24 protein-coding genes and 1 pseudogene are annotated in these 24275 nt (G+C 70.2%); 11 read left to right on the forward strand and 14 right to left on the reverse strand.

Going from position 1 to position 24275, the window contains the following annotated elements:
• The 4 genes and pseudogenes from VFL99_RS02170 to VFL99_RS02185 form a co-directional block, all read right to left on the reverse strand.
• Positions 1–462 (reverse strand): annotated as a pseudogene (locus VFL99_RS02170) (S1C family serine protease); the annotation flags it as partial.
• Positions 463–548: 86 nt separating this feature from the next.
• Positions 549–2027 carry an NCS1 family nucleobase:cation symporter-1 gene (locus VFL99_RS02175; RefSeq protein WP_325104682.1) on the reverse strand — a complete coding sequence of 493 codons (1479 nt, stop codon included), beginning with the start codon at positions 2025–2027 and terminating at the stop codon, positions 549–551.
• A gap of 56 nt (positions 2028–2083) precedes the next feature.
• Positions 2084–2899, reverse strand: coding sequence for a universal stress protein (locus VFL99_RS02180; protein WP_325104683.1), 816 nt, complete (start codon positions 2897–2899; stop codon positions 2084–2086).
• A 15-nt stretch (positions 2900–2914) separates the two neighbouring features.
• Positions 2915–3061 (reverse strand): hypothetical protein, encoded by a 147-nt coding sequence (locus VFL99_RS02185; RefSeq protein ID WP_325104684.1) that lies wholly within the window; start codon positions 3059–3061, stop codon positions 2915–2917.
• 241 nt (positions 3062–3302) lie between these two features.
• Here VFL99_RS02185 and VFL99_RS02190 point away from each other — a divergent pair, with 241 nt between their 5' ends.
• The 6 genes from VFL99_RS02190 (at position 3303) to ureG (ending at position 8123) form a co-directional block, all read left to right on the forward strand.
• A complete protein-coding gene (locus VFL99_RS02190; protein WP_325104711.1) occupies positions 3303–3605 on the forward strand; it encodes an urease subunit gamma in 303 nt (100 codons plus the stop codon).
• Between the two features lie 98 nt (positions 3606–3703).
• A complete protein-coding gene (locus VFL99_RS02195; protein WP_325104685.1) occupies positions 3704–4096 on the forward strand; it encodes an urease subunit beta in 393 nt (130 codons plus the stop codon).
• Positions 4089–5798 carry an urease subunit alpha gene (locus tag VFL99_RS02200; protein ID WP_325104686.1) on the forward strand — a complete coding sequence of 570 codons (1710 nt, stop codon included), beginning with the start codon at positions 4089–4091 and terminating at the stop codon, positions 5796–5798. Before VFL99_RS02195 ends, VFL99_RS02200 begins: the two co-directional genes overlap by 8 nt.
• Before the next feature lie 11 nt (positions 5799–5809).
• Positions 5810–6490 (forward strand): urease accessory protein UreF, encoded by a 681-nt coding sequence (locus VFL99_RS02205; protein ID WP_325104687.1) that lies wholly within the window; start codon positions 5810–5812, stop codon positions 6488–6490.
• Positions 6487–7323, forward strand: coding sequence for an urease accessory protein UreD (locus VFL99_RS02210; protein WP_325104688.1), 837 nt, complete (start codon positions 6487–6489; stop codon positions 7321–7323). The genes VFL99_RS02205 and VFL99_RS02210 overlap by 4 nt, the downstream gene beginning before the upstream one ends.
• 47 nt (positions 7324–7370) lie before the next feature.
• Positions 7371–8123 carry an urease accessory protein UreG gene (gene ureG, locus VFL99_RS02215; protein ID WP_325104689.1) on the forward strand — a complete coding sequence of 251 codons (753 nt, stop codon included), beginning with the start codon at positions 7371–7373 and terminating at the stop codon, positions 8121–8123.
• Here ureG and VFL99_RS02220 read toward each other — a convergent pair.
• On the reverse strand, positions 8111–8995 hold the full coding sequence (locus VFL99_RS02220; protein ID WP_325104690.1) for an LLM class flavin-dependent oxidoreductase: 885 nt from the start codon (positions 8993–8995) through the stop codon (positions 8111–8113). The two genes, ureG and VFL99_RS02220, sit on opposite strands and share 13 nt — an antisense overlap.
• Positions 8996–9103: 108 nt before the next feature.
• Here VFL99_RS02220 and VFL99_RS02225 point away from each other — a divergent pair, with 108 nt between their 5' ends.
• Positions 9104–9964 carry a glycosyltransferase family 2 protein gene (locus VFL99_RS02225; RefSeq protein WP_325104691.1) on the forward strand — a complete coding sequence of 287 codons (861 nt, stop codon included), beginning with the start codon at positions 9104–9106 and terminating at the stop codon, positions 9962–9964.
• A 3-nt stretch (positions 9965–9967) separates the two neighbouring features.
• On the opposite strand, the gene VFL99_RS02230 is transcribed toward VFL99_RS02225, so the two are convergent.
• From VFL99_RS02230 to VFL99_RS02240, 3 genes are all read right to left on the reverse strand, one after another.
• Positions 9968–10303, reverse strand: coding sequence for a hypothetical protein (locus VFL99_RS02230; protein ID WP_325104692.1), 336 nt, complete (start codon positions 10301–10303; stop codon positions 9968–9970).
• A 109-nt stretch (positions 10304–10412) separates the two neighbouring features.
• Positions 10413–12212 (reverse strand): glycoside hydrolase family 15 protein, encoded by a 1800-nt coding sequence (locus VFL99_RS02235; RefSeq protein ID WP_325104693.1) that lies wholly within the window; start codon positions 12210–12212, stop codon positions 10413–10415.
• 1 nt (position 12213) lies between these two features.
• Positions 12214–13209, reverse strand: a complete 996-nt coding sequence (locus tag VFL99_RS02240) for an SDR family oxidoreductase (protein WP_325104694.1) — start codon at positions 13207–13209, stop codon at positions 12214–12216.
• A gap of 193 nt (positions 13210–13402) precedes the next feature.
• Here VFL99_RS02240 and VFL99_RS02245 point away from each other — a divergent pair, with 193 nt between their 5' ends.
• A complete protein-coding gene (locus tag VFL99_RS02245) occupies positions 13403–14059 on the forward strand; it encodes a sigma-70 family RNA polymerase sigma factor (RefSeq protein WP_325104695.1) in 657 nt (218 codons plus the stop codon).
• 18 nt (positions 14060–14077) lie between these two features.
• A complete protein-coding gene (locus VFL99_RS18335; protein ID WP_414713703.1) occupies positions 14078–14194 on the forward strand; it encodes a sigma factor-like helix-turn-helix DNA-binding protein in 117 nt (38 codons plus the stop codon).
• A gap of 10 nt (positions 14195–14204) precedes the next feature.
• Here VFL99_RS18335 and VFL99_RS02250 read toward each other — a convergent pair whose 3' ends face one another.
• The 6 genes from VFL99_RS02250 to VFL99_RS02275 form a co-directional block, all read right to left on the reverse strand.
• On the reverse strand, positions 14205–14879 hold the full coding sequence (locus VFL99_RS02250) for an acetate uptake transporter family protein (RefSeq protein WP_325104696.1): 675 nt from the start codon (positions 14877–14879) through the stop codon (positions 14205–14207).
• Complete coding sequence (locus VFL99_RS02255) at positions 14872–15231, reverse strand: hypothetical protein (protein WP_414713702.1); 360 nt, start codon at positions 15229–15231, stop codon at positions 14872–14874. Before VFL99_RS02255 ends, VFL99_RS02250 begins: the two co-directional genes overlap by 8 nt.
• Before the next feature lies 1 nt (position 15232).
• On the reverse strand, positions 15233–15718 hold the full coding sequence (locus VFL99_RS02260) for a hypothetical protein (RefSeq protein ID WP_325104697.1): 486 nt from the start codon (positions 15716–15718) through the stop codon (positions 15233–15235).
• A 19-nt stretch (positions 15719–15737) separates the two neighbouring features.
• Positions 15738–18881, reverse strand: coding sequence for an FAD-binding and (Fe-S)-binding domain-containing protein (locus tag VFL99_RS02265; RefSeq protein WP_325104698.1), 3144 nt, complete (start codon positions 18879–18881; stop codon positions 15738–15740).
• Positions 18881–20695 (reverse strand): thiamine pyrophosphate-requiring protein, encoded by a 1815-nt coding sequence (locus tag VFL99_RS02270; protein ID WP_325104699.1) that lies wholly within the window; start codon positions 20693–20695, stop codon positions 18881–18883. The genes VFL99_RS02265 and VFL99_RS02270 overlap by 1 nt, the downstream gene beginning before the upstream one ends.
• Before the next feature lie 194 nt (positions 20696–20889).
• Positions 20890–21966, reverse strand: a complete 1077-nt coding sequence (locus tag VFL99_RS02275; RefSeq protein ID WP_325104700.1) for an acetate uptake transporter family protein — start codon at positions 21964–21966, stop codon at positions 20890–20892.
• 219 nt (positions 21967–22185) lie between these two features.
• Here VFL99_RS02275 and VFL99_RS02280 point away from each other — a divergent pair, with 219 nt between their 5' ends.
• On the forward strand, positions 22186–23574 hold the full coding sequence (locus VFL99_RS02280) for a pyridoxal phosphate-dependent decarboxylase family protein (RefSeq protein WP_325104701.1): 1389 nt from the start codon (positions 22186–22188) through the stop codon (positions 23572–23574).
• Positions 23575–23595: 21 nt separating this feature from the next.
• Positions 23596–24267: a haloacid dehalogenase type II gene (locus VFL99_RS02285; RefSeq protein ID WP_325104702.1), complete on the forward strand. Its 672-nt coding sequence runs from the start codon at positions 23596–23598 to the stop codon at positions 24265–24267.
• Positions 24268–24275: the final 8 nt, after the last annotated feature.

Raw genomic sequence — 24275 nt, forward strand, 5'->3', positions numbered from 1 at the left:
GGTGCCGACCAGGTGGGCGGTGTAGGTGCGTGAGTCGTTGAGGGTGACCCGGATGTTGGCGCCCTGTTTGGCGCTGGCCACGACGTGGTTGTTGGTCACGATGCGGCCCTTGGTGTCCCAGATGACGCCCGAGCCCTGGTCCCCGGAGCTGCCGTTGGACACGGTGATCGCCACGACGCTGGGGGTGACCTTCTGGGCGACGGCGCTCCAGTTGGGCGCGGCGTCGGCGGCGTTGGTCACCGGGGGCGCGGCCTGGTTGCTGCTGCCGTTGCTGTTGGTCTGGCTGGAGCTGGTCTGCCCGGCCGGGGTCGTGGTGTCGTTGTGGGTCCAGGCGTAGGTGCCGCCACTGGCCAGCGCCGCCGCCAGCACCGCGGCCACCGGCACCGCCAACCACTGACTACGCCGCCCGTTGCCACTGCCCTTGCCGTTCCCCCCACCGACGGAGGGTTCACTGATGGTCATGGGGAGAATCGTGGCGAGAGGCGATTGCCGGGGCCTGTGCCGTCCCTAGGTTTGCGCTGTGGACGACAGACCCGTCACCTGCGGGGTCAGCTCTGCGAGACGGGAGTGCCCTCGGACACGCTGCGGGAGAAGGCCGGCCGCGCGCTGCGGGACAGCGCGTAGAAGATGACCGAGCCGAGGATGGCGCCGATGAACCAGGAGAACGGCGCCGCGGCGGCGAACTGCTTCACGAGCGCCACGGTCGCTGCGATACCAGCCGCGACGACGAACGCCGTCACGGCGCGCGGGTTGACGCCGTGGCGGTAGGCGTACGTCGAGCCCGGCACGTCGCGGTACAGGTCCGGTAGGTGGATCTGGGCTTTCCGGAGCAGGTAGTAGTCGGTGACGATGATGCCGAAGAGCGGGCCGAGGAACGCCGCGAGGCCACCGAGGAAGTAGTTCACCGCCACCGGGTTCGAGTAGACGTTCCACGGCAGCAGGACCACGGACAGGATGGCCGTGATGATGCCGCCGCGCTTGAAGTTGATGTGCCGAGGCGCGACGTTGGCCAGGTCGTAGGCCGGTGAGACGAAGTTGGCCACGATGTTGATGCCGATGGTCGCCACCGTGAACGTGATCGCCCCGAGAAGGACGGCCACCGTGCTGTTCATGCGGGCGACGAGCTCCACCGGGTCGAAGATGTACTTGCCGTAGATCGCCAGGCTGCCGCCCGTCACGATCACCGACACGACGGAGAACGCGATGAAGTTGATCGGCAGACCCCAGAAGTTGCCCACCGTCACGGCCCGCCGGGAGGGCGCGAACCGGGAGAAGTCGCAGAAGTTGAGCATCAGGGTCGAGAAGTAGGCCACGGTCAGTGAGATCGCGGCGAAGAACTGGTGGACCGTCTGCCCGCCACTGAGGTGCTTGTCGGAGAAGTTGAAGCTGATGTTGCCACCGGACTTGACCAGGACCCACACGGCGAGGGCGAGCATGACCACCCAGATGCCGGGGCCGGCGATGTCGGTGAGCTTGCGCACCGCCTCCATCCCCCGGCTGAACATGAGCAGTTGCAGCGCCGCGAGGGCCAGGAAGCAGATCCAGCCCAAGGGGGAGAGCCCCAGGAAGTCACCATCGGTGAGGGGCTTCAGGCCCGGGATGACGCGCAGGAGGAGCACGATCAGCGCCACGGACGCCAGCCATGTCTGGATCCCGTACCAGACGATGGCGATGATCGCGCGCACGAGGGCAGCGATGTTGGCGCCATAGACTCCGAAGCTCGCTCGTGCGAGCACCGGGTAGCAGACCCCGGTGGCTTGTCCGGCATACCCGATCCAGTTCATGCCGATGTTGACGAGGGCGATGCCGATGATCAGCGCGACGAGGACCTGCCAGCCGACCAGCCCGAGCGCGAAGAGACCTGCGGCGAACACGTACCCGCCGATGGAGTGGATGTCGCTCATCCACATGGCGAAGAGGCTGTACATCCGCCAGCTTCGCTCGGTGGCGGGTGCCAGGTCGTCGTTGTAGAGGCGGTCGCTCGCGTCCTCGTAGCCGGGCGGTCGGGTGGCGATGCTGTCAGACATGGATTTCACTGGCTCTCTGGTCCGGGGCGGCGGCTGGCGATGGTGGTCGGCGGGGGTCAGGTCGTGCGGGGGACGACGATGACCGGGTAGGCGGCGTGGCGGATGAGGCGGGCGGACACCGAGCCGAGCAGGACCTGCCGGACGGGGCCGTAGCCACGGGAACCGCACACGAGCAGATCCGGGTGCTGGCCGGGAAGGTCGGCGAGCGTGTCCACGACGTCGGAGTCGACGATGACCTCGCTCGTCGCGGTGACGTCGTTGCCCAGTCCGGCGGCGACCTTCTCCAGTCGCGCCTCCAGCGCGCTGTCGGGGGAGCCGCTGACGGCGACGATGCGCAGTGCGAGCCCGTCGCGGCGTGCCACCATGACACCGACGTCGAGCGCCTGCTGCGCCTCTGCCGACTCGTCATAGGCGACGCCGATCGTGCTGATCCGTGCTTCGGTCCTGCTGTATCCCCGAGGCGCCACGGCGACCGGGCACGGGGCGCCCGGGAGCAACCGTTCGACCGTGCTGCCGAGCGAGATCCGCCCGATGGCCGCCCGCTCGCTGGAGCCGACCACGAGCACGGCTGGCCTTGTCCGTTCGGCGAACTCGTGCATCGCGCGTGAGGCGGACGCGGGCCCGATGGCCTGATAGGTCACGTCGTCCCGGTCCCCGACGACGTCCTTGGCGGCTTGGAGCTTGCGCTCCGCCACGCCGCGGACTTCCCGGAGCCAGTGGCTGTCGTTGATGGCCACCATCAGCCCACGTTCGTCGTCGGGGTAGGCGGTGACGACGGTCGCGGGTTCGTGGCGTCTGGTAGCGATGTTCAGCCCCAGTGCGAGGGCATCGCGCCCGTAGGACGAGTCGTCGAAGCCGATCAGCACGGTCATGGACGGAGTCCTCTCTCAGGTGGTCTCGGGAACGGCGGGCGGCTGCGGAACAGCGCCGCCCGCGAGCTCCCGGTGCTGGGGAAGGATGGTGACGCGTCCCCGGGCGGCGATCGCGTCGGTCAGCGACGCGATCGTGTTGACGTTGACCATGGAGAGGCGCATCAGACAACTTCCGCTTAGTGGAATACGTTTTTCGTATAGCCGATATCGTCCTGAGCGAGCGGAAGCGGTGTCAAGGGATGTCCCTACGTTGGGATCGTTCCAGACTGGCCGGTAACCCGTCCCTCCCCGGCGTGGGTGCCGTGCGCCAGGCGGGCCGAGCCGTCGCCGCCGGGGTGTCGCAGGTGGACACCCGTCGGTGGCGCTTGTTGGATGGGCGCAGTCGAAGGTCGTGGAGGTGCGCATGTTGTTGTCCGACTACGAGCGTGAGCGGTTGATGATCTGGACGGCCGGGAAGCTGGCGGCCGAGCGTCGTGACCGCGGGCTCAAGCTGAACCTGCCCGAGGCGACCGCCTACATCACCTCCTACCTGCTCGAGGGTGCCCGGGACGGGAAGTCGGTCGCCGACCTCATGGAGTCGGGGCGTGAGGTGCTTCGCCGGGACGAGGTGATGGAGGGCGTCCCCGAGATGCTCAGCCAGGTGCAGGTCGAGGCCACGTTCCCCGACGGCACGAAGCTCGTCACCGTCACGGCGCCGATCTCATGACCCGCCGCGGCCAGCACCCCAGCGATCGCCCGGGCGGGCAGCAGCCGAATCCGCACGACCCGGAACGACACCCGAGCAGTGGGCCAGGGGCCCCGAGCATGCCGCGGCGCGGGGGCACGGGTCAGCGCCAGGCCGAACGGCGCCACTACGTCGGTGACCAGCCGGCCACCGACGAGCCGCTCATTCCCGGCGAGGTGCTCTACGGCGATGATCCGGTGGTGATCAACGCCGGCAAGGAGGCCGTCACGCTCCGCGTGATCAACACCGCCGACCGCCCCATCCAGGTCGGCTCGCACTACCACTTTGCCGAGGTGAACCCCGCGTTGGAGTTCGACCGCAAGGCGGCGTGGGGCCGCCGGTTGAACGTGCTGTCGGGCGGATCCGTGCGCTTCGAGCCGGGAGCCACCGCGGAGGTGGAGCTCATCCCGATCGGTGGCCGACGAATCGTCCGCGGCCTGCGCGGAGAGTGTGGAGGTGCCCTCGATGCCTGAGATCGACCGGCAGGAGTACGCCTCCTCGTTCGGCCCGACCGTCGGAGACCGGATCCGCTTGGCCGACACCAACCTGTTCATCGAGGTCACCGAGGACCGTTGTGGCGGTGGCGACGAGGCCGTCTTCGGTGGCGGCAAGTCGATCCGCGAGTCGATGGGCCAGTCCGTGGCCACCCGGGCCGAGGGCACCCCGGACCTCGTCATCACCGGGGCGGTCGTCCTCGACCACTGGGGCGTCATCAAGGCCGACGTCGGCATCCGGGATGGGCGGATCACGGCGCTGGGCAAGGCCGGCAACCCGGACACGATGGACGGCGTCCACCCCGACCTGGTCATCGGCCCTTCCACCGAGGTGATGGCCGGCAACGGACTGATCCTCACCGCCGGGACCATCGACACGCACGTCCACTACGTCGGACCCGACATGCTCCGGGTGGGCCTGGCCGCCGGAACGACCACCGTCACGGGTGGTGGCACCGGCCCGACCGAGGGGTCGAAGGCGACGCTGGCGACGCCCGGCTCCTGGTGGACCCAGCGGATGCTCGAGTCGTTCGAGCCCTGGCCGGTCAACGTGCTGTTCCTGGCGCGCGGCAACACGGTCTCGCACGAAGCGCTCTGGGAGCAGTTGCGCGGCGGTGCGGCGGGTTTCAAGGTGCACGAGGACTGGGGCGCGACGCCGGCTGCGGTCGACGCGGCGCTGACCGTGGCGGAGGAGTCCGGCGTGCAGGTCGCCATCCACAGCGACACCCTCAACGAGGCCGGGTTCGTCGAGGACCTGCTCGCCGCGGTCAAGGGCCGCACGTTCCACGCTTTTCACACCGAGGGCGCCGGCGGCGGCCACGCACCGGACATCATCCGCATCGCCGGTGAGCCGAATGTCCTTCCCGCATCGACGAACCCGACGCGGCCCTTCACCCACAACACGGTGACCGAGCACCTCGACATGGTGATGGTCGCCCACCACCTGAACCCGCAGGTGCCGAACGACCTGGCCTTTGCCGAGAGCCGTGTGCGGGCGGGGACCATCGCGGCCGAGGACGTGCTGCAGGACCTCGGGGCGCTGTCGATCATGTCCTCCGACGCCCAGGCCATGGGCCGGATCGGCGAGGTCGTGACACGCACTTGGCAGACCGCGCACCGGATGAAGGAGCTGCGCGGCTCCCTGCCGGGGGACGGGCCCGCCGACAACCACCGGGCGCGCCGCTACGTGGCCAAGTACACGATCTGTCCCGCGATCGCCCACGGGCTGGAGCAAGAGATCGGCTCGGTCGAGGTCGGCAAGATGGCCGACCTGGTCCTGTGGCAGCCGGCCCTGTTCGGCATCCGGCCGACCATGGTGCTCAAGGGCGGCATGGCCGCCGTGGCGGCGCTGGGCGACCCCAACGCCTCGATCCCCACACCGCAGCCGGTGTTGCCGCGCCTCGGCTTCAACGCGCAGAGCCCGTCTGCGGCGAGCACCAGTGTCGCGTTCGTGTCCGAGGCCGCCATCGAGGACGGCCTGCGCGAGCGCCTGGAGCTGCGTCGGCCACTGGTGCCGGTCGCCAACGTGCGCGGGCGGACCAAGGCGGACCTGCCGGAGAACACCGCCCTGCCCCACATCGAGGTCGACCCCGACACCTACTCGGTCACCGTCGACGGTGAGCTCATCGAGCACGACCCAGCCACCGAGCTGCCCATGGCGCAGCGTTACTACCTGTTCTGACGGAGGAGTCGTTGGTCGACCACCACGCGGCGTTGCTGCTGCTTGCCGACGGCCGGCTGCCGGCCGGCGCCTACGCGCACTCCGCGGGCCTGGAGCCCGCGGTGCACGACGGGCACGTCCGCACCCTCGAGGACGTGCGCAGCTTCGCCGAGGGCCGACTCGAGACTGTGGGGCGGGTGGCGGCGACCTTCGCAGCGGCAGCCTGCCACGCCGCACACGGTTCATCGGTGGACGAGGTGCGGTTGGCGGCGCTGGACGGTGCGCTCGATGCCCGTATGCCGTCCCCGGCCTCCCGTGCGACCTCGCGTCAACTGGGGCGGCAGCTGGTGCGGGTCGCGACGACGATGGGTGCCGGAGGGCACGTGGCGCTGCTCGGACCTGAGCCGCACCAACCGCTGGCGCTGGGAGTGACCTGCGCGGCCTTCGACCTGACGCCCCGCGATGCCGCGCTCGTCGTGCTCCACGAGACGGCCGCCGGCGTCATCGCGGCGGCGGTGCGGCTGCTCAGCCTGGACCCGCTGGCCGCGCACCGCGTCCTGGCAGACTGCCGTTCGCGCATCGACGAGCTCGCCGACCTCGCCGAGGCGGACTGCGTCGGCGACGTCGTCGACCTGCCTGCCGCGGCGGCGCCGTTGCTCGACGTGTTCGCCGAACGACACGGTCGTCGCGCCGGAAGGCTGTTCGCGTCGTGACCGTGACCTCCCTGACCGCCGGACGGGGTGGGGCCCGCATGCGCGCCCGGGCCCAGGTGGCCACGACCGTGGGCCTCGACCGGGACGGCAGCCGGCGCAGCCGCGTGGCTGCGCTGCGGTCCGAGGGACCCCTGGTGCTGCGCCCCACCATCGGCACGGGCAGTGAACCGTGGGTGCGCGGGCGGGCAGGGGCGGCCCGGGTCAGCCTGGCGGCAGGGGCCGCCGGTCCGATCGGCGGCGACCGCCTCGAACTGACCGTCCACGTCGGCCGGGGCAGCACCCTTGTGCTGTCGGAAATCTCGCACACCTTGTGCCTGCCGGGCCGCGACGGCGCCGGCTCCCGGACCACGATCAGCATCACGGTCGAGGACGCGGCCACCCTGATCTGGCAGCCGGAGCCGATCATTGCGGCGCGCCGGTGTGACCACCTGACCGACATCGAGGTCGCCCTTGACCTGGGGGCGCGCTTTCTCGTCCGCGAGGAACTCCTGCTCGGCCGGCACCGGGAGCCGGGAGGTCGGTTGCGACAGCGAATGCGGGTGGAGCGCGCGGGACGGCCGCTCTACCACCAGGACCTGCAGCTCGGCGCCCAGGAGAGTCGCAGCCCCGCCGTGACCGGCCGGTTCCGGGCCGTGGGGTCGATGCTGGTGGTCGACCCGGACTGGACCAGCGAGACCGTGCCCGCAGCCTGCGACCTGGGGGAAACCGCGGCGCTCATGCCGCTGTCAGGGGAAGCCGTCGCCGTCAGTGCCCTTGCCGACGACAGCCTCACCCTGCGACGCGCCCTCGGTGCGGGCTTGGCGGCGCTCGGACCGGCCTGGCAGCCGGGGTGACCCGCCCAGCAAGAGCCCGCGGCAGCGGATGAGACAAGGAGACAGCAGTGCACAGCAGCAGTGAGACCGATGGCAGCTCGCGGTCCCTCCGGCTCGGGGTCGCCGGCCCGGTCGGCACCGGCAAGAGCTCACTGATCGCGACGATCTGTCGGCAGATGGCCGATCAGTTGCGGATCGGGGTGATCACCAACGACATCTACACCGATGAGGACGCCCGCTTCCTGCGCTCCACGGGGGTCCTCCCGGCCGAACGCATCAGGGCCGTCGAGACCGGAGCCTGCCCGCACACCGCCATCCGCGACGACATCACCGCGAACCTGCTCGCTGTCGAGGACCTCGAGCACGACTTCGCACCACTCGACGTGGTGCTCATCGAGAGCGGCGGTGACAACCTGACCGCCACCTTCTCACCCGGCCTGGTCGACGCGCAGGTCTTCGTCCTCGACGTCGCCGGGGGAGGGGACGTCGCCCGTAAGGGCGGTCCCGGCATCGCCCGCGCAGACCTGTTGGTAGTCAACAAGGTCGACTTGGCTCCACATGTCGAGGTCGACGTCGAGCAGATGGTGGCGGACGCCACCGCGGCGCGGGACGGCCGAGCCGTCCTGGCGCTCTCGCGTCACCGTCCCGAGACGGTGGATCAGCTGTGCCACTGGCTGACCTCCCTGCTGGAGGACCACCGACAGGGTCGGCACACCCCGCAGGACCCGGGGCCCATGGCGCCGCACCGCCACAGCCATGACCACGAGCTCGGCCACGAGGTCGATGATGCGCACGAGCGCCTCGAGACTCAGCCGGGCTGATCCCGCCACCGGGGGAGGACCTCGGAGGCGACGCGTTCGAGCGTGGCGACGTGCCCGGCATACGGGCCCTCGGAGCGCGGCCAGTGACAGACGACGTCGGTGAACCCGAGGTCGGCCGCCCGCCCGACCGCGTCCTCGAAGGCCGCCACGCTGGACAGCGAGAACGTTCCGCTCGCGTCCAAGGACAGGTAGCGGTCCAGGAGCGGGAAAGCTCGGTTGCTCTCCTCGAGGACGTCGTCCAACCTCGCGGCCAGACGAGCCACCGTTGCCCACCACTGCTGCGGATCGTCGCTCGGGACACCGGTCGTCACCCAGCCCTCGCCGTGGCGCGCCACGACCTCCATGGCGCGAGGGCCGTTGGCGGACACCACGAACGGCGCCCGGGGTCGTTGTCGGCAGCCGGGCCGCAGTCGTACGTCGCCAGCCGAGAAGTGACGACCTCGCGCCGACACCCTCTCGCCGCGCAGCAGCGGGTCGAGCAGCTCGACGAAGTCCGCAAAGCGTTCGGTGCGCCGACCCCTGCTCAGGCCGCCGGGATGCAGGGCACCCGCGTCGAGGTCCCCGCCCGAACCGAGCCCGACGAGCAACCGGCCGTCGGACAGGTCGTCGAGGGACATCAGCTCCTGGGCGAACGGCACCGGATGCCGGAAGTTCGGCGAGGCGACATAGGTGCCGAGCCGGACGCGCGTGGTCACCAGGGCCGCCGCGGCCAGGGTGGGCACGGCGCCGAACCACGGGGCGTCGGGCAGCGGTGCCCACGTGAGGTGGTCGTAGGTCCAGGCGTGGTCGAACCCGAGCTCCTCGGCGCGCCGCCACAGGTGGCGAGCCTCGGTCCACGGGTGCTCGGGCAGGATCACGACTCCGAAGCGCACACGTCCTCCTGACACGTCCCGGTGGCCTGGCTGCGCCATCGTCGCAGAATCGCTGTCGTCCACCGTGCTGAGGGCGCCTCACGCCGGAGCCCCACCTACTCTGGACGTGTGCCTGCGGTGACCGTCGTCGTCATGACCCGGAACCGACGCGAGCAGTTGCTCAGGTCGGTGCCGCAGCACTCGCGGCCCCTGATCGTGGTGGACAACGGATCGACCGACGGCTCCGTGGAGGCGCTGCGGAGCCGGCACCCGGAGGTCAACGTCATCGCCCTCGATCGCAACGTGGCCGCAGTGGCGCGCAACATCGGGGTCCGCGCGGCCACGACGCCGTACGTGGCCTTCGCCGACGACGACTCCTGGTGGGTGCCGGGCTCGCTCGAGCAGGCCGCGGCGGTGCTGGACGGGCACCCGGACGTGGCGTTGCTCACGGGCGCCGTACTCATCGGCGACGACGGTGTGCTTGATCCCTTCACCTCAGCGCTGGAAGGGTCACCGCTTCCGGGCCGGGACGACGGCGCCGGTGTGCCGGTGCTCGGCTTCATGGCTTGTGCGGCAGTCGTGCGCCGGTCCGCCTTCCTCGAGGTCGGGGGCTTCGACCGCGTTGTCGAGTTCGTCGGCGAGGAGGAGCGTCTCGCCCTCGACCTGGCGGACCACGGGTGGCAGTTGCGGTACCTGCCGGACCTGCTCATCCGCCACCTACCCGAACCCGGTGACCGTCCGGCGGGCGCGCGGCGACGACGCGTCGCCCGCAATGACGTGCTGACCGCGGCGATGCGGCTTCCCGTCTCCTTCACCGCCCGCCGCGTGCTCCGGCACGCGGCCGCCGGTCGTGACGGCCGGCTCGGTGTCCTGCTCGCCGTGCCTCGGTTGCCGCTCGCACTCCGGCACCGTCGCCCGATCGGTCGCCCGGTGCAGGACGCCGTCAGGCTGCTCGAGAGCGGAAGGACTGCGCGTCCCGGCGGCGCGTGACGGCTACGGCTCCCCGTGCTCGTCCGAGCCCGGGGCCGAGCGCTCCGGGTCCCGTCCGGAGGCGACCTCCTGACCACGCTGGCGGTCCTGCGCCCGCACGCCCATGGGACTGCTGGGGTGCGAGGGGTGCGCGGTCCGGGTTCCGACGATGTAGGGGTGGCCGTCGGCGGCTTCCTCGGCCACAGCACGCAACCAGGACTCGGACTGCGCCGGGTGCCCGATGTCGGTCAAGCCCTTCGCCAGTGCTGCCTTGATCTCCGAGACCGGCCATCCTTGGCAGCGCGTGACCACGGCGTCGATCACCCGCTGCAGCTCCATCTGGGTCTGTTCGTCGGTCATGGCCTCCACCCTCTTGTGGTGCGTGGCTCCAGCATCACACCGGCATCATGGCCCTGCCACCGGCGCGCGGCATCCCCGCGGCGCTGCGTCGCGCGTGGACCGGGCCTCCTCACCGCTGCACCGCCTTCGCCGCTCCGATGAGGGCGAGGTGGGACAACCCCTGTGGCAGGTTTCCCCGCAGCTCCCCGCTCTGCGGGTCGACCTCCTCCGAGAACAGGCCGGTGGGGCCGGCATACCGGAGGGCCTGCTGGAGCAAGGCCGTACCCTCCTCCACCCGCCCGGACATGGCGAGGGCCTCGATGAGCCAGAAGGTGCAGGCCAGGAACGCCCCCTCCTCAGACGCCATGCCGCTGTAGCGGTAGAGCAGCGGCCCGCCGGCGCTGAGCTCGGAGCGCACCGCGTCGATGGTGCTGGCCAAGCGCGGGTCGTCGCCGGGCAGGAACCCGGTGCGAGCGGCGAGCAACACCGCAGCGTCCAGCTCGTCGGTGCCGGCATAGAACGTGTAGCTGCGCTTGGTGGGTGACCAACAGTGCTCGTCGGCCCACGCATGCACCGCTTCCCGCTCGGTCCGCCACCGGGACAGAGAGTGGGTCGTGAGCTGTCCGGCCTCCGCCAGCCGACAGGCGCGGTCGAGCGCCACCCAGCAGCCGATCTTGGAGATGGTGTAGTGCGCCAGGTCCCCGAGCTCCCAGATGCCCGCGTCCTTCGTGCGCCAGATGTCGCACACCCGGTCCGCGACCCGTGCCAGGGCCTCGGCGCTGTCGTGATCCAGCTGCCCACCGTTGCAGATGTGCCGCCACACGCCGTCCATCAGGTCGCCGTAGGCGCCGAGCTGCCGCTGGTCGGCCGCCGAGTTGCCGACGTGCACCGGCAACGAGTCGCGGTAGCCGCGGACCCACGGCACCGACTCCATGTCCGCAGACGCAGGTATGCCGTCCAGGGTGTAGAGGGAGCGGATCTCCGGTGCCGTGCGACGCACGGCAGCCAGCAGCCAGGAGACGGAGCCCTGGACTTCCTCGGTGAGCCGCAACGTCGCCATGGCGTCCAAGGAGAACGAGGCGTCACGGATCCAGCCGAAGCGGTAGTCGAAGTTGCGTTTGCTTCCAATCCGCTCGGGGAGCGAAGTGGTCAGCGCGGCGGCGATCGCTCCGGAGGAGCTGAACGTCAGCGCCCGCAGGATGAGGGCACTCCGGTGCACCTCGTCACGGTGGGAACCGTCGTAGTCGATGTCGCCGCACCAGCTCTGCCACGTCTCGATGGTGTGGTCGACCCGTCCCTGGACGGCCTTGCTCGTCGGAAGGGGCAGCGGTTCCTGGCCGTTCACGACGACGCAGAGCAGCCGCGGCTGCTCCCCCTCGGCGGTGAATTCGCCCGCCACCTGACCCGATCCCCAAGCGGGTGTGCCGACACCGTCGGTGACGATGAGCAGGTGCACGTCACCGGCCTGCAGCGTCGGGGTGCCGCTGCCGGACCGGGTCCAGGGTCGTCCGGGGCCGAGGCGATGTCCCGGCCGCACCGCCCACCGCATCGGGACCGCTCCGGAGACCGGCTCTATCCGGCGAGCCAACTCCGTCCACGGCAGCGGGCCGAACCCCCCGAGGTTCAGGACGTCGGTCACCCGGACCTCTCCGTGCCGGCACCGGAAGGTCGTCTCCACGGCCATCGAGTCGGACACGTAGCGCTGGCTGGACTCGTAGTCGACCGTAGGCGCCAGAGTGATCGCACCTCCGCCTCCGGGGTCCAACAGCGCTGAGCACAGCGGTGCCACGTCCATGCGGGGGGCCGCGAACCAGTCGATCGACCCGTCGCGCCCGACCAGCGCCGCGGCTCGTCCGTCCCCCAGTGCGCCGTAGTCGGCAAGGGGCAGGAACCCGTCGACCCGGTCTGGATGCGCGGCCTGCTCGCCCATCTCAACGCGACCGACGCAGCAGGGGGACGACAGCGAGGGTGGCGGCTGCCATACCGGACAGGACCGAGCGGCGGTGGACGGACAGCCACAGCTGGGGGTCCGAGCTGTGCGCCTTGTCGTCGAACGGACCGTGGGCCCCGCGGTCCTCGGTGTCGTCGGAGGGCGTGTGCAGGTTGGAGTCCGTCCGCGGCAGGTCCTGACCCGTCTGTTGTGACTTCACACCGCTGCGCCCGAGGTAGAGGTCGAGCAGCTTGGGCGCCAGGCGTTCCCCCAGCACCGTGTAGGCGGTGGACAGCCCCACCCACATGTTTCGCCGTGGGTGCTCTGCGAGGAATCGGATCGCGCGGGCGGGCAGCTCCGGCTGGAAGATCGGTGGGACCGGCATCGGATGCTTGGGCATCTTGTTGAGGTTCCAGAGGAACTGCGGGGTGTTCAGGCCGGGGAGCTGCACCATGCACACCCGCACTGCGCTCTTCTCGTGAGCGAGCTCGGTCATCACCGACTCGGTGAACCCCTTGACCGCATGCTTGGCGCCGCAGTACGCCGACTGCAGCGGAATGGACCGGTAGGCCATGGCGGAGCCGACGTTGACGATCACGCCACGGTCGCGCGGGCGCATGCGTCGCAACGCGACCTCCGTGCCGTAGACCTGCCCGAAGTAGGTGACCTCCGTCATTCGGCGGAACTCCTCCATGGAGGTGTCCCAGAAGAAGGCCAAGGAACCCGTGAAGGCGACATTGACCCACACATCGATCTCGCCCAGCTCCTCCTCCACGCGGGATGCCGCCGCGTCCACGGCGTCGTGGTCAGCGACGTCGGTGGGCACTGCCAGACCGCGTCGGCCGGCGGCCTGCACATCGGAGACGGCTCCGTCGAGACCTGCTCGCCCCCTGGCCAGGACCGCCACGTCGTAACCGGCACGGGCGAACTCCCGCACGGTGGCACGTCCTACGCCGGCCGTTCCACCGGTCACCACGACAACCCGTGACTCACTCACCATGACGTCCCTTCACCGAGTACGGACTTCCGCATGCGCTTGTGATGCCAAAGCATTCGCATCTGCGGTGGGGATGCGAAGTCGCCCGACGTGCACCACCATGGACGGAGCAGAAGCACCAGGTCGGCGTGGCTGTCCCGTCCAGAAGCGGCGGAGTTGCGCGCCTCGGACCCGTCCGCTTCCAGGAGGCCGCATGCCGCTCCTCGATCGCACCAGGACCGCGGAACGCGCCTCGACCTCCGCCGAGTCGGTCGAATGCCTTCTGGAGAGAGCCCGTTCGGCTCGCGATCCGGAACGCGAGGACCTGCTGGCGCGAGTCGTGGAGGACCGGCTGCCGCTGGCACGCAAGCTGGCGGCTCGCTACCGGGACCGCGGAGAGCCCCTGGAGGACCTCGTCCAGGTCGCTTCCATGGCGCTGGTCATGACGGTACGGCGCTACCAACCGGGCCGCGGCCGGTCTTTCGAGGCGTACGCGACGCCCACCATCTGCGGGGAGCTCCGGCGGTACTTCCGGGAGCAGGGCTGGTCGATCCGACCGCCGCGGAGCGCACAGGAACTGCGCCCCCAGATCGTGGCGGCTACCGAGGCGCTTTCGCAAGAGTTGCGCCGGGCGCCGACCGCTGCGGATATTGCCGAGCGGCTGCAGGTCAGCGTCGACGCGGTACGACGGACGCAGTTGGCCTGCCGTTCCTACGACTTGGTCTCGTTGGATGGCCCGGTGTGGGGCGGCGGCGACGACGGGCCGGCGCTCGGCGACCTGATGGACGGGTGGGACGCCGGGTTTGAGGCTGCAGTCGAGCGCACCTCCGCGGGTGCTCTGCTGTCCCTCGTGTCGGAACGGGAGCGGTGAATCTTGGCGCGCCGATAGCTGGACGGGTACACCCAGCAGCAGATCGCCGACGAGATCGGCGTGACGCAGATGCACGTGTGTCGGCTCCTGCACCGGTCGCTGGAGCGGCTGCACGCGTATGCGGCGCGCGACTGATGCCACACGGTCAGAGCTGGTCACGTACGCCTGCCTCGTGCACGGGGTCCCCGACTGGCTCCATGCCGCGCCCCGAGATGGCAACCAGTCCCGAGCCGCGCCTCAGCGTGGGCAGCACGGTGCGGTGGAGCAGGGACTCGAGCTCCAGCGCGGCCACCGCATAGATGGCCACTGCGGCCAAAGCAACCCCGATCCAAGCAGAGATGTGCGACCACGTCATGCCCCCGAAGTACTGATATACCCCCGTGAAGACATAGCGCGCGGACGTCAGGGCCAGCACGACGGCGGCGATCACCTTGCCGAAGGCGGCGATCACGGCGGAGACCAGGACGGCGGCCGCCAGGTAGAAGAGCACCAGACCGAGCACCTTGCTGCGGGAACCTGCCGGCCCGAGCATGGTCAAGACACCGATCGTCAGCCAGGACACCGCGAGCGTGCCCACGCCCGTTGCAGCCACGGGATCCCGGGCAAGGTAGCCCATGATGGAGGCGATGATCTGAAGCGGTACGGCGACCAGGACGATGACCAGACCGACCTGACTGGAGTCGATGACGGGAAGCCAGCCGAGCTGGAGGCCGGACAACATCGTTGTCGCACCGGCCAACCCGACGAACCCCATCGGCAGCGGGTTGCCGATGGGCCGCAGGAAGATCCTGGTGTCCCGGTCACGGACCTGTTCACTCACGGGTCAGCCTCCACGGCCCGACCTGCACCAGCACGGCCTGGAGCACCTCGTACCGGCGGGACCACCCTGTCGCGAGATGGAGGCTCGCAGAGCCCTTGGGGCACAGGCGTCCCCGCGAGACCGGCGAGTCGGGGTCACCCTCGACCTGGGTGACCGTGCCGTCCTCGACGTAGACGTCCTGTCCGCAGCCGACCTCGCAGTAGGGACACACGGACTTGACCACCTTGTTGACGCTGCGCACCCGGGGCGTCAACGTCTGGCTGTGCCGCGACGTGCTTGCCGCACCGAGTCCGAGCGGGTCCTTGCCCGTGACCTGGCAGAAGACCGGCCACTCCGTGATGAAGGTCCGCATGTCAGTCCTGCCTCTCGGTGTCCGCGCTCGGCCCGCTCGTCCCGGTGGTCGGCGCGTGCCCGCGGGCGCGTCGGACTCGTTCGCCGGGGCCTTGGCGCTCTGCGGCGGAGGTGTGCTGCACCAGGTCGAGGAAGACGCGTTCCTCGTAGGCGACGTGGGTCCGGGCGTCGAACGTCAGCTTCTCGACGAGGTCGTCGACCTTCTCCTGGTCGCCCTCGAGCTTGCCGGGGATCGTGGACAGCTGCTCGAGCATCGCCTTGACCTGGTTGTGGTCGCGCGCGAGCACGTCGAGCACGTCCTGGGGCCTGTCAGGGATCTCCTTCTCGCCCGGGGCGGCATCACGGGCGGCGTCGGCCTGCCGCATCTGGTCGTCGCGCGCCACGCGCGCCGCAATCCACTGCGTCACCGATACCGGCCCGGCGGGGTTTTCTCGAGTGGGCACAGACGCCTCCACGGTCAGCACGTGACGGGCTTGCTGTTTGCCCATCCGGCGGATGGTTCAAACCTCAGGTGCGGCGGCTCAGTTCCCGGGTGGCCACGGCCGCCAGCGCCGCGGCGCCGAGGCCGAGCGTCCCGAGTCGCCGGGCGCGGCGCCCTGCGGACGGCTTCGGCTTGCCGCGCCGCGCCTGCTCCGGTCGGCCGTCGGTGTAGCCGCCAGCACCGTAGCCGCGAGCCATCTGCATCACCTCGGCCAGGTGCATCGCCTGGCGCTTGGTGTGCGCATGCTGGATCTGGGTCTTGCAGGAGAAGCCGTCGGCCACCACGATCGTGTCCTTGTCGGCGTCCCGCACCGCCGGCAGCAGCGCCTGCTCGCCGCAGTCCATCGAGATCTGGTACTTGCCGTTCTCGAATCCCCAGGACCCGGCGAGCCCGCAGCAGCCACCGGTCAGGCCCTCGACCTCCACGCCCATCCGGCTGAGCACCGACTGGTCGTGGCTCTGGCTGCCGGTCGCCCGCTGGTGGCAGTGCGTCCACAGCAGGGCCTTGCGCGTCAGGGGTGGGACGTCGATGTCGAACGTGTCGAAGAACTCGCCGAAGTGGTAGGCCTGCGCGACCAGTCGCCCGGCGTCGTCGTCGTGCGGCAGCATCTTGGGCAGCTCGTCCTTGAACACCGCCAGGCAGCTCGGCTCCATGCCGACGATCGGCGTGCCGGCGCGGATGTCGTCGCGCAGCGTCTCCAGGACGTGGTGCAGGTAGCCGCGCGCGGCGTCGAGGAATCCGTAGTCGTAGAGCGGCCGGCCGCAGCAGGCGTGCCCTTCGGGCATGACGACCTGCCAGCCGGCCGCCTCGATGGCCTCGACGCAGGCGACCCCGACGTCCGTGTGCAGGTGGTTGTTGAACGTGTCCGGGAAGAGCACGACCCGGCGCCCGTGAGGATTGGTTGTCCCGCCGCGCTCCGTGAACCACTGCTGCAGCGTCAGCGGCGCGAACTTGGGCAGCTTGCGGTGCCGGTCGATGCCACCGACCCGTCTGGGCACCGACCGCAGGACGGGCGTCTGGGTCACGAAGTTCACCAGCCCCGGCATCAACGCGGCCAGCCGTGAGGACTGGTCGATGAAGCCGAACGTGTAGGCGTGGCGGTGGCGCCAGCGCCGCCAGGACTTGTAGTGGTGGTAGCGGAACTCGGCCTTGTAGGTGGGCATGTCCACCTCGACCGGGCAGTCGCTGGTGCAGCCCTTGCAGGCCAGGCATAGCTCGAGTCCCTCGGCGACCTCCTTGGACTGCCAGCCGTCGGTGATGATCTCACCGCGCAGCATCTCGAACAGCAGCCGGGCGCGGCCGCGGGTGGTGTGCTCCTCCTCCCGGGTCACCTGGAAACTGGGGCACATGGTCGTCTGTGCGTCCGGCACGCGGCACTTGCCGATCCCCACACAGCGCAGCGTGGCGTGCGCGAAGTCGCCCTTGTCCTGCGAATAGGCGAACACGGTATCCGGCCGGGCCGGGTTGTAGTCCACGCCCAGCTTGAGGTTCTCGTCCATCCGGTAGGGGTCCATGACCTTGCCCGGGTTCATCTTCCACTCGGGATCCCAGATGGCCTTGAACTCGCGCATCGCCTGGAGCAGGCGGGGACCGTACTGCTTCTCGAGCAGCTCGGCCCGCTGCTGGCCGTCGCCGTGCTCACCGGACATCGAGCCGCCGTAGGAGGCGACCAGGTCGCCGGCCTCGAGCAGGAACTTGCGGTAGTCGGCAATGCCGTCGGCGTGCAGGAGGTCGAAGCTGATCCGGGAGTGGATGCAGCCCTGCCCGAAGTGCCCGTACATCGCCCCGCGCAGCCCGTACTTGGCATAGAGCTGCTGCAGATCCCTGATGTATGCCGAGAGCTTGGGTGGCGGGACCGCGGAGTCCTCCCAGCCGGGCCAGTGGTCCTTGTTGTCGGGCGGGAATGCGGTGGACCCCAGCCCGCCCTCCCGGATCTCCCAGAACGCGTCGCTGTGCCCGCCCTCCTGCTTGCTGCCGGTGATCAGGATCCGGTCGGCCGCGTAGCCCTTCTCCTCCTGCAGCCACCGCGCGAACTGGTGTGCGCGCTCCTCGGACTCCCCGGCGGTATCGGCCCCGAACTGCACCAAGAGCCAAGCGCCGTCGCCGCGGGGCAGCTGCTTGGTGGCCTCCACGTGCTCCTGCTTGAGCCGCTGGTCGCTGATCAACAGCTCGTCCAGGGCCTCCAGCGCGATGGGCTTCCAGTCGATGATCTCGGTGATGTGCGCGCCCGCGTCGGCGATCGTGTCGTACTGGACGACGACGAGGGTGCGCTCGAGCAAGGCCGGGGTGAGCATGAACGTGGCCTGCAGCGCGACCGCGCAGGTGCTCTCCGTGCCGACCAGCGCCCGGGCGACGTTGAACCCCTTCTCCGGCAGCAGCTCGTCCAGGTTGTAGCCGGACACCCGGCGCGGCAGTTCCTCGACGGAGGGGAAGCCGGCGCGGATGTCGTCGGCATACCGGTCCCGTAGGTCCCGCAGGGCGGCGTAGATCTCTCCCTTGCGTCCACCGGCGGCGATGATGTCGTCGAGTTGGTCCTCCTCGTTGACGCCGACCCAGAACCGGGCGCCGTCATACGTCACGATCTCCAGGGCGTGGGTGTTGTCGGAGGTGCGCGGCCCGGGGCCATAGAGCTGGGACTGCACCGAGTGGATGCCGCAGGAGTTGTTCCCGATGTTGCCGCCGATCGTGCAGCGGGAGTGGGTGGACGGGTCCGGGCCGAAGATGAGGTCGTGCTCGCCGGTCGCCTTGTTCAGGTGCTCGTTGATCACGCCCGTCTCGGCGGTGACGAGGTGGCGCTTGGTGTCCGTTTCCCCGATCTTGGTGAGGTACTTCGAGAAGTCGATGATGACGGCCACGTTGACCGTCTCACCGGACAGGCTCGTCCCGCCACCACGGCTGAGGACCGGTGCCCCGTAGCGGTGGCAGGCCTTGATCGTCTCGACGACGTCGTCGAGGGTCTTGGGCACCACGACGCCGATCGGCACCTGGCGGAAGTTGGACGAGTCGTTGGCGTACATCGCCTTGGTGCCCTCGTCGAAGCGCACCTCACCCTTGACGTGCCGCTTCAGGTGCGCCTCGAGGCCCTTGACGTTCACCTCGTCGACGGCCACCATCCGGGTCGAGAAGCGCGCGTCCGGGTGGGCAGGGACCTCGATCGTGGAGCTGCGCATCACTCGTCCCCACCCGGCAGCTTCTCCTTCAGGGACTCGGTGAACTCGTGCGTCTTCTGCTTGGCACCCTTCGTGACGATGCCCCACGCCTCCGGGTCGCCCTTCTTGACCGCCTTGGCCGCCTTCTTGGCCTGGGTCTTCTTGATGTGCGGCGGCATCGGCGGGATCTCGTCATCCACCACGACCTCCAGCACGACGGGCCCCCTCGCCGCCAAGGCCTCGTCCCAGGCCTCCCCGATCTTCTTGGGGCTGTCGCAGCGGATGCCGGTGAGGCCGAGGATCTCCGCCCACTTGGCATAGGGCACGTCCGGGATCCACTGGGAGCCCGGGAACTTCGGGTCGCCGGCCATCGCGCGCTGCTCCCAGGTCACCTGAGCGAGGTCCTGGTTGTTGAAGACGCAGAAGATGATCGGGGGGCCGTCGGTGAACCGGTCGAGGTAGCGCTTGATGGTGATGAGCTCGTTCATCCCGTTCATCTGGAAGACTCCGTCGCCGATGAGGGCGATGACCGTTCGGTCCGGGTAGTCGAGCTTGGCCGAGATGGCGTAGGGCGTACCGGGGCCCATCGTCGCCAGATTGCCGGCCAAGGACGTCATCATCCCCTCGCGCATGCGCAGGTGGCGGGCCCACCAGTTCGCGGCCGACCCCGCGTCGGTGGTGAGGATCGCCCGGTCCGGGAGCCGCTTGGACAGCTCGTGCACGACGAGCTCGGGATTGAGTGGGTCCGCCTTGTCGTGCGCCCGGTCGTCGAGGATCCTCCACCACTCGTCGACCTCGGACTCGATCTTCTTGCGCCAGGAGCGGTCCTCCTTGCGCTGGAGCATCGGGTTGAGCTCCCGCAGCGTCTCCTTCGCGTCACCGATGAGGTTGGCGTTCATGGGGTAGCGGATGCCGATGAAGCGGCCGTCGATGTCGATCTCGACCCCGTTGCACTGGCCCTCCTCGGGGAGCCACTCGGTGTAGGGGAAGCTCGTGCCGATCATGAACAGGGTGTCAGCGTCCATCATCATGGCCTGGCTCGCGGTGGAGCCGAGCAGGCCGATCGGCCCGGTGACCCAAGGGAGGTCGTCCGGGAGCACCGCTCTTCCCAGCGAGGTCTTGGCCGCCCCGGCGCCGAGTAGTTCGGCGGCCTCGACGACCTCGTCGACCGCGTGCTCGGCGCCTTGGCCCACGAGCATGGCGACCTTCTCACCCTGGTTCAGGATGTCGGCTGCCTTGCGCAGCTCCTCTTCGGGCGGAAGGACGCGTGGGCGGGTCCAGCCGACGCTGGTGTAGACGGCGCCGTGCTCGCGCGGTGGGGAGGTCACCGCCTCCTCCTCGGCCACGTCCTCGGGCACGATGATCGTGGCGACGGTCCGGTTCGACAGCGCCACCTTGCAGGCCCGGTCGACCAGCTGCCGGGCCTGGGCGGGGTGCATGCAGGTCTGGACGAAGTCGGAGGAGACGTCCTTGTAGAGCGTGTTCGGGTCGATCTCCTGCTGGAAGGCGGAGCCCAGCGAGATCCGCTTCTGCTGCCCGACGATGGCGACGACCGGCTGGTGGTCGAGCTTCGCGTCGTACAGGCCGTTGAGGAGGTGGATGGTGCCCCCGCCGGAGGTGGCCATGCAGCACCCGATCTCGCCGGTGAACTTGGCGTGCGCCGTCGCCATGAATGCCGCCATCTCCTCGTGCCGCGTCTGGATCAGCTCCGGGTCGCCTTCGGCGCGGTCCAGTGCCCCCAGAAACGCGTTGATGCCGTCGCCGGGATAGCCGAAGATCCGGTGGATACCCCACGCCGTGAGGCGCTCGAGGATGAAGTCAGCGGTCAATGGCATGTCGAACCTCCAGCGGTGACGGTGGCGTAGGCCCTCCGCGTACCCAGTCGGTCGCGTTTTACCCCTCTCGCCTTGCCGGTCGTGGGCACGCATGTGGGCCGCCCGCGGGTGCGGGCGGCCCATGGTGAGAGGTGCCGGGATGGCCGGCCGAGGCCTCGACAGCCGTTGGCGGCGGCTGTCGGCGGGCGCTGCGGCTACTGACCGATCTTGGCGCCCGGCATACCTCCCTCGTACTGGATCGGCATGCTGGGGATGCGGCCGGGGATGTTCTTGTGGGCGCCGCCCCACTCACCCAGCGGCAGGATGACCCGGCCGTAGGTGTTCTTGAACATCATCGCGCTGGCGGTGTACAGCGCCGCGGCCGCCGAGGCCACGAACAGGTACCCGGCGATGGTCAGCGAGACCGAGAACCCGCCCCAGAACGCGGCGGCGGTGAAGCCGCTGGCCACGGCGAGCAGCCCGAGCACGGTGAACATGCCCAGGTTCTCGGCCAGGGAGGCCAGCGCGCCCATCCCGGTGATGACGCACAGCACGATGAACCACCAGGCGAAGCTGGGGTTGACGGCGCCCTTGGGGATGGCCGGCATCAGCCCGCCGAGCACCAGCAGCTGCATGATGCCGAAGGCGATCCAGAACGAGCCCCACAGTCCGTGCATGGCGGTGGCGACACCGTCGCGGGCGCGGTAGGCGAACATGCCCGCCGCGAACTGGGCGAACCCGCCGAAGACCATCGCGAACGGGAAGATGATCAGCGGTGTGGCGGGGGTGCCGTACCAGCCGGCGAACCAGGCACCCACCATGACGGTGGCGCCCATGAACCCGAGCAGCCCCAGGATCGACGGCGGGGCCGTCGGCATCAAGACGATCCGGCTGCGTCCCTCCCACATCTCGAAGGGGCGGTCACCGTCGTGGTGCATGTACGGATCCCTCGTCGCCGGGTTGACCGTGGCCGGGTCCCCGGTGGCGGTGGCCGGCGTGCCGGCTCCTCGCCACTCGGTCGGCCCCGGTCCGGCCGGGGGAGCTGTGGTGGGTCCGGCGTTGCTCGCCGCCGTGGGAGCGGTGGTCGGCCCGGCGTCGCTCGCCGCAGCGGGTGCGGTGGTTGGTGCGGGACCGTTCGGCGTGATGGGAGCCTCCGGCGTTGCCGCGGTCGGTGCGGCCGCGGTCGGCGCCGCGGTGGCCGGGCCGTTGCCGGCGTGCTCCCGCGGGTGCATTCTGCGTGCCTCGTCAGTGGTTGGTGCGTGTCGCCGGTGGTGGCGGCCCAGAATCGGCATGATTCCCTCCTGCTTGTTTCGCAGGGCCTCTCTCCACGGTGTCGCCCGCTCTGGTCGAGTGAGCGGCGAGACCCTTGTGGTGGTCGGCTGTTCTGCTCAACCGCTCAGTAGGTCTGTACCCGACGCTTCCGGCAAGGTAACCTTCGCCCTCGCACCTGATCTGGTCGCACGTTCTTCCCGTGGCTGGTCCCGGTGCGGGCGGGGGCGTAGGTTCCGGCCGTGACCGACGACTCCGACCTCCACGCCCTGTTGGCTCGAGCGGCTGCGGCCGCCGCAGACTTTCGCACCGGCCTGGCCGAGCGCCCGGTCCGCCCCGATGTCGACCTCGACGCCGCACGAGTGGCGTTCGCCGGTCCCCTTTCTCGGCAGCCGGTGCCCGCGAGCCAGGTGCTCGAGGAACTGCTCACCGCGGCCGAGCCCGCGCTCGTCGCGAGTGCCGGGCCACGGTTCTTCGGCTTCGTCACCGGAGGCGCGCTGCCGGCCGCCACCGCCGCCGACATGCTGGCAGCCGGTTGGGACCAGTGTGCCTACACCTCGGTGCTGTCCCCGGCCGCGGCCGCGGCAGAGGAAGCCGCCGGGACCTGGATCAAGGAGCTGCTCGGCCTCCCGCTGAGCGCGTCGGTGGGGTTCGTCACCGGTGCCCAGGGCGCCAACACCGTGGGGCTCGCGGCCGGACGGCATCACATCCTCGGCCACCGCGGCTGGGACGTCGAGCGGGACGGGCTGACGGGGGCGCCGGCCGTCCGGGTGGTGGCCGGCGCGGAGCGGCACGCGACGATCGACCGGTCCCTGCGGCTGCTCGGCCTCGGCACCGCGGCCCTCACCCCGGTCGCTGCACGACCGGACGGGGCGATCGACGTGGCCGCCCTGGCCGGCGTCCTCCAGGCCGACTCCGACCGGCCGACGATCGTCTGCCTGCAGGTCGGCAACGTCAACACCGGCGCGTGTGACGACCTCACGGCCGCCGTCGAGCTGGCCCACCAGCACGACGCGTGGGTGCACGTCGACGGTGCCTTCGGGCTGTGGGCCGCGGCCAACCCGGCGACCGCGCACCTGGTGGCGGGCCTCGAGCGAGCCGACTCCTGGGGCTGTGACGGACACAAGTGGCTGAACGTCCCCTACGACAGCGCGTTTGCCATCTGCTCGCGACCAAAGGCCCATGCCGCCGCGGTGGCCTACACGGCGTCCTACCTCATCGGGTCCGGAGGGGCGGTGCCACGACTCGGAGACCTGACGCTGGAGTCCTCCCGCCGGGCGCGGGGATTCGCCGTCTGGGCCGCCCTGCGCGAGCTCGGGCGGGACGGTGTGGCCGCACTCGTCGACCGCTGCTGCCGGTTGGCTCGGCGCATGGCGGAGGGGCTCGCTGCGGGTGGGGCCGACATCGTCAACGACGTGGTCCTCAACCAGGTCCTCGTCGGCTTCGACGACGACGCCCACACGGACCGCGTCATCGCCGCTGTCCAGGCGGACGGCACCTGTTGGCTGGGGGGCACCACGTGGCGAGGGCGGCGGCTGATGCGGGTCTCGGTCTCCAACTGGTCCACCACGGAGGAGGACGCGGACCGTTCGGTGGCGGCGATCCTGCGGCTCGCCGAGCAGGTGCGCTGACGACGTGGTTGGTTGGTCCCCATGCCACGACGTCCCACGGTGCTCGTCTTCGACGTCAACGAGACCCTCTCCGACCTGGCCCCGATGGCGGCGCGGTTCACGCACGTCGGTGCGCCGGCGCGGCTGTCCAGCCTGTGGTTCGCCACACTGCTGCGGGACGGCTTCGCCGCCACGGTGGCCGGCCATCGCGAGGACTTCCTCGACCTCGCTCGAGGCGCGTTGGGCAGCGTCCTCACCGGGTGCGAGCTGAACCGGCCGACCGAGGAGGCGATCCGGCACGTTCTCGACGGGTTCGCCGGGCTGCCGGTGCACGCCGACATCGCGCCGGGCGTGCAGGCGTTGCAGAAGAGGGGATTCGAGCTGGTGACGCTCAGCAACGGCTCCACGCAGGTCGCGGAGCGCTTGCTGGACGGCGCCGGCCTGCGACAGGCGTTCTCGAGGTTGATGTCGGTGGAGGATGCGGGAGTGTGGAAGCCGGCGCCTGCGGCCTACGCCCACGCCGGGCGGACCTGCCAGGTGCCGTTGGCCGACATGCTGATGGTCGCCGTGCATCCCTGGGACCTCGACGGCGCGGCACGGGCCGGCATGCAGACCGCGTGGCTGGACCGGGCCGGCGCGCCCTACCCGGGCTACTTCCGGCCACCGACGTATGCCGGCCACAACCTTTCCGAGCTCGCCGCCCAGCTCCCCTGACACTGACG

The sequence above is a fragment of the Segeticoccus sp. genome, assembly GCF_035708005.1.